Source organism: Komagataeibacter xylinus, from assembly GCF_004302915.1.
Taxonomy (GTDB): Bacteria; Pseudomonadota; Alphaproteobacteria; order Acetobacterales; family Acetobacteraceae; genus Komagataeibacter; species Komagataeibacter xylinus_C.
The window spans coordinates 19,520-28,757 of record NZ_QQBI01000033.1 but is presented as its reverse complement, the minus strand read 5'-3'; the positions used below and the strand labels follow the sequence as shown (position 1 = coordinate 28,757).

Genomic DNA, 9,238 nt, shown 5'->3' with positions numbered 1-9,238 from the left:
CTCAATGGCTGATCACCATATCCGTGCTGGGGAATTTTCCGACAGCACATGTGGGGAATTTTGAAACAGCATTTACACATGGCGGCGATGAGCGCGCGCGGGCCACCGCAATAGCCCACGCGCCAGCCGGTCATGGCATAGGCCTTGGACACGCCATTGACGGTCAGCACCCGGTCCTTCAGGCGTGGCTCGACCTCGGCAATCGTGCAGAAGGTGAAGCCGTCATAGATCAGGTGCTCATAGATGTCATCGGTCATGATCCAGACCTGCGGATGCTTCATCAGCACGGCGGCAATGGCTTCCATGTCCGCGCGCGGGCAGCATGCGCCGGTGGGGTTGCCGGGGAAGTTGAGCACCAGCCACTTGGTCTTGGGCGTAATGGCTGCCTCAAGGGCCGCGGCCGAGAGGCGGAACCCGCCTTCGGCAGGGCAGGGCACGGGGACGATGGAGGCCCCGGCAAGGCGGGCGATATCGGCATAGCTGATCCAGCTCGGGGTGGGCAGGACCACCTCGTCACCGGGGTTGATGGTTGCCATCATGGCATCATAGATGATCTGCTTGGCGCCGTTGGCCACCAGAATTTCGTTCAGGGCGTAATCAAGGTTATTTTCACGCTGGAACTTGGCCTGGACCGCTTTTTTCAGCGCGGGCTTGCCGTCCTGCGGAGGATATTTGGTATCGCCCGCGCGGGCTGCGGCAATGGCTGCATCCACCACATGCTCAGGCGTGGGGAAGTCCGGCTCGCCCGATGACAGGCTGATGATCTTCATCCCTTCGGCCTTCAGTGCCGATGCCTTGTCGGTCATCGCGGCCGAGGCCGAAATCCCAATTCCATTCAGTCGATCAGCAAACCCGGGCATCAGACACGTTCTCCAATTTCACTCAATGCAACAGCATGTTGGATATTCATAGCGATCGTAGATCGTTTCGCTACAGGTTAGATAGCGGTGAAAACCGTCTGGCCCCATACAACAATCCTATGAAGGCCAGCGTGTTTCCCTTACCCGTCCATCCGGATCGGGTTGCGCACCATGGCAAGTGACAGCCCGCCTGCAACGAGCAGGGCGGCGGCGCATATATACCACGCCATGTCGAAACTGCCGGTCCAGGACACGATATACCCGGTCAGGATCGGCGAGAGCAGCCCCAGCGAATTGCTGCATGTCAGGGTCACACCCGTTACGGCGCCCATTTTGCCACCGTCTTCCACCATATCGGTCAGCAGAGCGGTATTGGCGCCATTGGCCGCCATCAGGCACGCCAGCGCGCCAGAAAGCATGAGCAGGATGGGCATCATGGTATGGAAATGCGGCAGCAGCCCGATCGTGGCGGCGCCCAGCAGGCAGGTTGCGACAACAAAACGCCGGTTGGGCGGATGAATGCCCCTGCGAAAGACCAGATGCTCCAGAATACGCCCGATAACCACCGCGCCAATGGCCGCGGCCAGATAACACAGGGCCGTGCTGTTGCCCGTGCCGGTCGTGTTGATGTGCAGCTCATGGATCAGGTATAGCGGCATCCATGACATGACCAGAAAGTTCAGGTAATTCTGGGTGCACTGCACCGCCAGTATTCCCAGGAAGGAGGAAGAACGGAACAGGTTCCTGATCTCGCGGGTCGAAATGGGCCTGCGCGGGGCGGCGTCGGGCTTTTCCTTCGGGTTGCGGTACACCAGCCACCACACCAGCGCCCAGGCGATGCCTATGCCGCCCAGCGCCATGAACTCGCACCGCCACCCGAAGAACGTGATCAGGTAGGCCCCCGCAATCGTGCCGCCTGCCAGCCCGAGCTGCATGCCGGTGAGCAGCATGGTCATGACCGAGCCGCGCTCGCGCGGCTGCGCCCAGTTGCGCACCACCGTGGCTCCCACGCCAAAGGTCGGCGCCTCACCCACGCCAAGCAGCACGCGGGTCATCAGGAACTGGGTAATGTTCTGCGCCATGCCACCAAGCAGCATGGCAAATGACCATACGCCCACGGCAAGGCTGCCAATAGTGCGCGCGCCAACCATGTCGAGCACGATGGTCGAGGGCAGGTTGAGCAGGAAATACGACCACAGGAAACTTGACGAGACCCAGCCCATCTGCACCGGTGTCAGCGAAAACTCCTTGCCCATCGTGGGCAGGGCGATGGAGAGCGCCGCGCGGTCGCCATAGCTGATGGCGTACATCAGGAAGACAAGAAAGAAGAACACGTAGCGGGCAGGAATTGCACGCCTGCTTCGTGCGTCGGTGGTCATTTCACCTGTTGTCACGCTGTAGGACTCCTGGTGTGCCATGAATTACGAGAGGGAAGGGGGCGGGGCCCAGGGTGTGCCGCGATCAGGGCGGGGTGCCGGTGGCGGCATCCATCGTGCCTTCCGCCACCGCTTTCTGTTTGGCCGGGCGGTCATTGCGCAGCATCCACACGCCGGAGCCAATGATCAGCAGCCCGCCAATGCCCATGGCGATGCCGGGCATCTCGCCAAACCCGAACCACCCGATCAGCGCGGCCCACAGCAGGCCGGAATAGGCAAACGGGCCAATGGCGGAGACCTGCGCCGAGGCGAAGGCCTCGGTCTGGAGCACCTGCGCAATGCCGGCGAATGCCCCCACGGCAACAAGGCAGCCCGCTTCGGTCAGGCCGGGCGTGGTCCAGATGAAGGGCAGCGGCAGCGCGGTCATGATGGTCATGAGAATGGCTTGCCACAGGGCGATGGTGGTGCTGGACTCCGTGGCCGAAAGCTGGCGGATCTGCATGGTGGTCAGAGCGCCCACGGCCCCCTGCGCCAGGGCTACGAAATAGGCCCAGCTCGGCACGGCAGCGCCTGTTGCGCCGTGGCCATGCAGCAGCCCCTTGCCAAGAGCCACCACGATCACGCCTGAAAACCCGATCGAGACCGCAACCCAGCGCTGGAGCGAGGGCCGCTCATGCAGCAGCGGGATCGAGAGTAGGACCAGGAACAGCGGCTGCGTGTAGGACAGCACCTGCTGCTCGGCCAGTGGCAGGCGCGTCACGGTGATCACGACCATGATCATGCTGATCAGCCCCACGACCGAGCGCAGGACATGGCCGCCAAAGTGATGTGTTTTCAGGACAATGCCGGAGCGCGAGGCAATCAGCAGCACGAAGGGCAGCGAAAACAGGTTGCGGAAGAAAATGATCTCGAGCGCGGGAAGCGTGGAGCCGGTCAGTTTCTGCAGGGCATTGAGGGCAGCGGTAAAAAATGTTGCCGATGCCAGAAGAAGGGCGCCACGTTTCAGGTCATGCTTCATTTTATCCGTACCTCAATGCACGACATGGACAGCGGCGCGCTTCATCAATCAATGCTGCCGGATGCCCCCACGCGCGTCATGTTACGGCACCGTAACGCAGGGGGCCGGGGCCGGGTCATAGGCGTTCGTTGCGGTGCAATAGGAAATTCTTATGGATGGAGGGAGGCTCCGGTTCCTAAAGCTGGCAGGCGGGCGTCAGCACGCCGCCGCTCGCCTCGATTTCCGCGCGGATGGCGCGGGCGAGTTCCAGTGATCCGGGCGTATCGCTGTGCACCAGAATGGACTGCGCCCTGACCGGCAGGCGCGCGCCGTCAATGGTCGTGACCGATCCGTCCTGCAGGAACTGCCGCACGCGCGCACGCACGCCTGCCAGGTCATGGATGACCGCGCCTGGCTGCCCGCGCGGCACCAGCGTGCCTGCGGTAGTATAGGCACGATCGGCCAGGAACAGGGTCTGCGCCCGCAGGCCGGCCTTCTCGGCGGCGCGCTCGGTCGCCTGGCCAGGCATGCAGAACACGCTCAGGTTCCGGTCAAGGGCCGCTATGGCACGGGTCAGGCGCAGGGCCAGGCCCTCATCCGCATTGGCCATGTTGCCAAAGGCGGCATGATAGCTGACATGGGTGACCCGGTGGCCGTGGCGGGCGGCAATGCCCTGCAGCGCGCCGATCTGGTAGCACATCATGGATTCCATGTCCGCGTCCGATACGGCCATGGCGCGGCGGCCAAAGCCCATCAGGTCGGGCAGGCCGGGATGGGCACCGATGCCCACGCCCTTTTCCTTCGCCAGCCGCACGGTGCGGTCCATGATGGCGTAGTCACCGGCATGGAAGCCGCAGGCGATATTGGCTGACGAGACGGTGTCCATCAGCCCGTCATCATCAGCGATGCTCCAGCGGCCAAAACCTTCGCCCATGTCGGAATTGAGGTCGATCTTCATGCCTTGGCTCCAGTTTTCATGCCAGCACGGCAGCGGGCGGATGAGCGGTAATGGGCAACCATCAGGCGCAGGTCGTCAAGATAGGCGTTGACCGGCTGCATGGCGGCGACGCCTTCGGCAAAGCTGCATTCGTGCAGGCGGATGCGCATGCCGATGCGCGCCTGCGCCAGCCGCCACAGATCGGCCTCGATCACGGTGGCGATGCGCGGGTAGCCGCCCACGGTATTGGCGTCAGCCAACTGCACGATCGGCTCGCCCGCGGGCGGAACCTGCACGATACCGGCAATCACGCCATAGGAACGCAGTTCAACCCGGTGGCGCAGTTCAAGCGGGGCGCCCGACAGGCGGTAGCCCACGCGGTTGCTCTGCGGCGTGATGCGCCATGCGGTCTCCCACAGTCGCTTCTGGCCTTCAGGCGTGAACAGGGCGTAATCGGTTGCGGGCATCGCGCGCAGGTTGATGACCTTCGCATCCTTGTCGCCCGCCATGGTATCGAGCACCGCGGCGGGGGGCAGGGCGCCATAGCCTGCCACATCCAGAGCAGTGCCCGAGGTCCTGAGCGTATCGCCCGCCTCCAGCGGGCGGCCGTCGAGCCCGCCAAAGCTGCCACGCAGCTGCGTGCTGCGCGAGCCCAGAACCACCGGCACCTCAATGCCGCCTGCAAGGCAGATATAGCCGCGCGCGCCCGCCTTGGGTGGCCCGATGCGCAGCACCTGCCCTGCCGCCGCCGTCTCGACCATCCAGGGCAGGACCGTGCGGCCATCGAGTTCGATCAGGGCGTCAATGCCTGTCACGGCAAAGGTGGTGGGTGCGTCAAAGCGCAGCACGAAGGGATAGGTCTGCAGTTCGATGCAGGCATCATCCATCTGGTTGCCCAGCAGGATATTGCCGACCTGAAGGGCGAGCGTGTCCATCGCGCCCGAGGTGCCTACGCCCAGGTTGCGGTAGCCGGGGCGGCCGAGATCCTGCACCGTGTTCAGGGCGGATGTTTCAAGGATCGTAATCACAGCTCTATGCTTTCGGGGTAAAAGCGGATGCGATCGCCAACGGCAAACAGGGCAGGGGGCTGCTTGGCGGGATCGAACACGCGCAGGTCGGTAAACCCGATGGAGTTCCACCCGTTCGGTCCCGTCAGCGCGGAAATGCCCGCCTGCATGCCGCCGATGATGACGGTCCCGGCCTGCATGTTCAGCGATGGCACGGTCTTGCGCGGCGTTGCGATGCGTGGGTCAAGGCCATGCAGGTAGCCAAAGCCCGGCGCGCTGCCAATGGCGCAGACCGTGTATTCACTCCCGTGATGGATGGAAATGACCTCCTGCGCCGACAGGCCCGAATGGGCGCAGACCGCTTTCAGATCCTCGCCCAGCGCGCCGCCATAGCGCACGCCGATTTCGAACAGATGCCCGTCGATATGCCGCTCGGGCAGGGTGTTCCAGGCATGGCGCAGCCACTCCGCCACCGCCTGCGGGCGCTCGGGGGGCGCGGAAAAGATCAGCATGAGGTTGGTCACGCCGGGAATGAGCTCAAGCACGTCGGGCCGCGCCTGTGCTGCATCCATCAACGCCCAGACCCGGCGCTGGTGGGCCATGGTGAAATCACCCGGCGCCTCGAACAGCATGGCGCGCGTGCCGATCATGCTTATGGCAGGCGCCGCAGCCGTATCGCGCGCCACATCGTTCTTTATATCCGTGTTCAAAATACACAGTCCCTGGAACGGCGCCGGTTATTGAGCCTGAACCGTAACAATATAGGTTTCGTGGCATGAAGTGCCAGATGCAAGAGTATGACCGTTTACGTAACGATGGCCAGTGCAATTGTGGTTGTGAGGCTATTGAATAATCTTATGGCTCAGCATGATAGCCGGGCCATCATATTATGTTATGGCGTGAGAACGAAGTGCTCTTGGCGCTTGTCGCCCATGGTGGTTAGCATGAAAATCAATAGCTGAGCATCCGGTATCCGCTGTGGGGCCGGGTGGTGTTAGTGTCTCTGTTCAGGATCGGGTTTTCTTACCATGAGCAACCAGCCGTATCGTACCGCCCTCGTCACTGGCGCATCTTCTGGCATTGGCGCGCAGATCGTGCGCCGCCTGGCGCAGGAAGGCATCGAGGTTCATGCCCTGGCGCGTGACGCGGCCCGGCTGGAGCAGCTGTCGAAGGAAACCGGCTGCGTCGTGCATGCCGTCAGCGTATCCGACCAGGCCGGGATCGAGGCGCTGGTCAAGGATCTCGAGATCGACATCCTGGTCAACAATGCCGGGCAGTCGCGCACGGGCAACATCACCAACACGACGCCCGAGGATATCGATGCGCTGGTGGACGTGAACCTGCGCGCCGTGCTGCAGCTGACCCGGCTGGTGGTGGCGGGCATGATCAAGCGTGATCGTGGCCATATCGTCAACATCACCTCCATTGCCGGGCATTATGCCTTTGCTGGCGGCAATACGGTCTATCATGCCACCAAGGCAGGCGTGCATTCGCTCTCGCAGCAGCTGCGCTGCGACCTGTTCGGCCACCGCATCCGCGTGACCGAAGTCTCGCCCGCGCGTTGCGAAACCGAGGTGTTCGGCCGCCTGATCGGCAACATGGAAGAGGCGAAGAAGCGTTTCTTTGATGAATATGAGTCCCTGCTGCCCGAGGATATCGCCAACTCCGTCGCCTTCGCCGTCATGTCGCCGCAGCGCATGAATGTCAGCTTCATGGAAGTGCTGCCGACCATGCAGGTCGTGGGCGGGCTGAACTTCGCCAAAAAGACAACCGGCGCGGCGTAAGACCAGTGGATCTCACGCATGTCAGGCGGCTGATCGACCTGCTGGCCACGGCTCCGGTTACGGAGCTGGAGGTCGAGGAAGGTGGCTGCCGTATCCGCATCACCCGTGGCGGCAGCACGCAGCCTGAGGCTGCGCCCCCCGCAGCGCTGCCCGCAGTGGCGGCGCACGTTCCCGCAGCGGTTGCGCAGCCGGTGGCGGCACCCGTGGTGGAGGAGGCGGTCATTGCCGCCCCGTCCTATGGCGTGTTCCATCTCTCGCCCGCGCCGGGGGCGCCGCCGTTTGTTACGGTGGGGCAGGACGTGCAGGCCGGGCAGGAAGTGGGGCTGGTCGAGGCGATGAAGGTGTTCAACGCCGTGCGCGCAACACAGGCTGGCAGGATTGCCGCCGTGCTGGTGGAAGACGGCACCGAAGTGGAGGCAGGCACCCCCCTGTTCCGGCTGGCATGAGTGAGACCCCACGTTTCAACCGGGTGCTGATCGCCAATCGCGGCGAGATTGCCCTGCGCATCCAGCGCGCCTGCCGCCAGCTCGGGCTGGAGACGGTGGCCGTGTATTCCGAAGCCGATGCCGACAGCCGCCATGTGCATGAGGCCGATGTGGCCCTGTGCATTGGCCCGGCTGCCGCGGCCCGCAGTTATCTCGACCCCGACGGGCTGCTGCTTGCCGCCCGGCTGACCGGGGCGCAGGCCATTCATCCCGGCTACGGCTTCCTGTCGGAAAATGCTGATTTTGCCGATGCGGTGGAAAAAGCGGGCCTGACCTTCATCGGCCCCACGGGCGCGTCCATCCGCATGATGGGCGACAAGATCACCGCCAAGCGCGCCATGCGCGAGGCGGGCGTGCCCTGCGTGCCCGGATCGGACGGGCCGCTACCCGCTGACATGGATGCCGTCAGGGCCATTGCGCTGGAGGTGGGCTTTCCGGTTATCGTCAAGGCATCAGGCGGTGGCGGCGGGCGTGGCATGCGTGTGGTCGAGCGCGTGGAAGACCTGGCACAGGCCGTAACGCTGACTGCCAAGGAAGCCGAGCAGGCTTTTGGCAACCCGACGCTCTACCTCGAACGCTTCATGCAGAAGCCGCGTCATATCGAAATTCAGGTGCTGTGCGACACCCACGGCACAGCGCTGTGGCTGGGCGCGCGCGACTGCTCGCTGCAGCGCCGCCACCAGAAGGTGCTGGAGGAGGCATCCGCCCCCGGCATCGCCCCCGAAACCATTGCCGAAATTGGCGCACGCTGCGCCGAGGCGTGCAGGCGTATCGGCTACCGGGGTGCGGGCACGTTCGAGTTCCTGTACGAAGATGGCGTGTTCGCCTTTATCGAGATGAACACCCGCGTGCAGGTCGAGCACCCGATTACGGAAGAGACAACCGGCATCGACATCGTGGCCGAGCAGTTGCGCATCGCCCAAGGCGCACGGCTTGGTATGGCCCAGGCGGATATCGGCCTGCAGGGTCATGCCATCGAATGCCGCCTCAATGCCGAGGATCCGTTCACCTTCATGCCTTCGCCCGGCACCATCACGCGCTGGGACCTGCCCGGTGGCCCGGGCATCCGGGTCGATACGCATGTCGTGGCGGGCTACACGGTGCAGCCTTATTATGATTCGCTGATCGGCAAGATCATCAGCTACGGCGCGACCCGTGAGCAGGCGATTGCGCGCATGCGCGTGGCGCTGGCGGAAATGAAGGTGGAAGGGGTATCAACCAACATCGCCCTGCATCAGGACCTGCTGGCCGACCCCGCGTTCGCGCGCGGCGGGGTGGATATCCACTATCTCGAACGCTGGCTTGCAAAAAGGACGGCCTCATGAGCAACCGCTCCGAACAGCTGGTGCCCCATTTTGATCGGCTGCCAGAGCCCGAACAGATTGGCCAGATGGCAACATGGCTGGCGCAGGCAGGGCTGGAAAGCCTGGAACTGTGCAACGAGGCGGCAGGGCTGAAACTGCGCATCCGCGTGGGGCAGGCCGTACCTGCGGCAGCCTCATCCCATGCCCCGCCTGCATCGCAGCCGGAAGCCGGGGGCGGGCTGGTGGCGGTGAAAACACCGTATTTTGGTCATCTGTGCCTGACCCATCCGCAGCGCGACACCGCTTTCGCGCCGGTGGGCGCAAAGGTGGCGCAGGGTGATATTGTAGCGCTCCTTACGCTGGACAGCCTGCAGGTGCCTGTTCTGGCACCGGTGGCAGGCACGGTTGCCGAGGTAACGGGGCAGCCCGGTGCGCTGGTTGGATATGGCGCCGCGATCATGCAGATCCAGCCTGACTGATACGCCCAG

The 9,238-nt window shown here is 63.7% G+C and carries 10 protein-coding genes; 4 read left to right on the top strand and 6 right to left on the bottom strand.

Features of this window, described 5'->3' with window-relative positions:
* The 6 genes from DV027_RS14145 to pxpB all read right to left on the bottom strand — a co-directional run.
* Positions 1-860 (bottom strand): pyridoxal phosphate-dependent aminotransferase (locus DV027_RS14145; protein ID WP_242621936.1); only part of this gene is annotated, 860 nt, incomplete at its 3' end.
* Between the two features lie 140 nt (positions 861-1,000).
* Positions 1,001-2,239, bottom strand: coding sequence for an MFS transporter (locus DV027_RS14140; protein WP_130732637.1), 1,239 nt, complete (start codon positions 2,237-2,239; stop codon positions 1,001-1,003).
* A gap of 82 nt (positions 2,240-2,321) precedes the next feature.
* Positions 2,322-3,254, bottom strand: coding sequence for a DMT family transporter (locus DV027_RS14135; RefSeq protein WP_130732631.1), 933 nt, complete (start codon positions 3,252-3,254; stop codon positions 2,322-2,324).
* Between the two features lie 175 nt (positions 3,255-3,429).
* Positions 3,430-4,191: a LamB/YcsF family protein gene (locus DV027_RS14130; protein ID WP_130732630.1), complete on the bottom strand. Its 762-nt coding sequence runs from the start codon at positions 4,189-4,191 to the stop codon at positions 3,430-3,432.
* On the bottom strand, positions 4,188-5,198 hold the full coding sequence (locus DV027_RS14125; protein ID WP_130732629.1) for a 5-oxoprolinase subunit C family protein: 1,011 nt from the start codon (positions 5,196-5,198) through the stop codon (positions 4,188-4,190). The genes DV027_RS14130 and DV027_RS14125 overlap by 4 nt, the downstream gene beginning before the upstream one ends.
* Positions 5,195-5,827, bottom strand: a complete 633-nt coding sequence (pxpB, locus tag DV027_RS14120; RefSeq protein ID WP_130732636.1) for a 5-oxoprolinase subunit PxpB — start codon at positions 5,825-5,827, stop codon at positions 5,195-5,197. The genes DV027_RS14125 and pxpB overlap by 4 nt, the downstream gene beginning before the upstream one ends.
* 378 nt (positions 5,828-6,205) lie before the next feature.
* Between pxpB and DV027_RS14115 the strand changes: the two genes are divergently transcribed.
* The 4 genes from DV027_RS14115 to DV027_RS14100 are packed head-to-tail and all read left to right on the top strand — an operon-like array spanning position 6,206 to position 9,229.
* Positions 6,206-6,961, top strand: coding sequence for an SDR family oxidoreductase (locus DV027_RS14115; protein ID WP_130732628.1), 756 nt, complete (start codon positions 6,206-6,208; stop codon positions 6,959-6,961).
* A gap of 5 nt (positions 6,962-6,966) precedes the next feature.
* Positions 6,967-7,407 carry an acetyl-CoA carboxylase biotin carboxyl carrier protein gene (locus DV027_RS14110; RefSeq protein WP_130732627.1) on the top strand — a complete coding sequence of 147 codons (441 nt, stop codon included), beginning with the start codon at positions 6,967-6,969 and terminating at the stop codon, positions 7,405-7,407.
* Complete coding sequence (accC, locus tag DV027_RS14105; protein WP_130732626.1) at positions 7,404-8,771, top strand: acetyl-CoA carboxylase biotin carboxylase subunit; 1,368 nt, start codon at positions 7,404-7,406, stop codon at positions 8,769-8,771. Before DV027_RS14110 ends, accC begins: the two co-directional genes overlap by 4 nt.
* Positions 8,768-9,229, top strand: a complete 462-nt coding sequence (locus DV027_RS14100; RefSeq protein ID WP_130732625.1) for an acetyl-CoA carboxylase biotin carboxyl carrier protein — start codon at positions 8,768-8,770, stop codon at positions 9,227-9,229. Before accC ends, DV027_RS14100 begins: the two co-directional genes overlap by 4 nt.
* Positions 9,230-9,238: the final 9 nt, after the last annotated feature.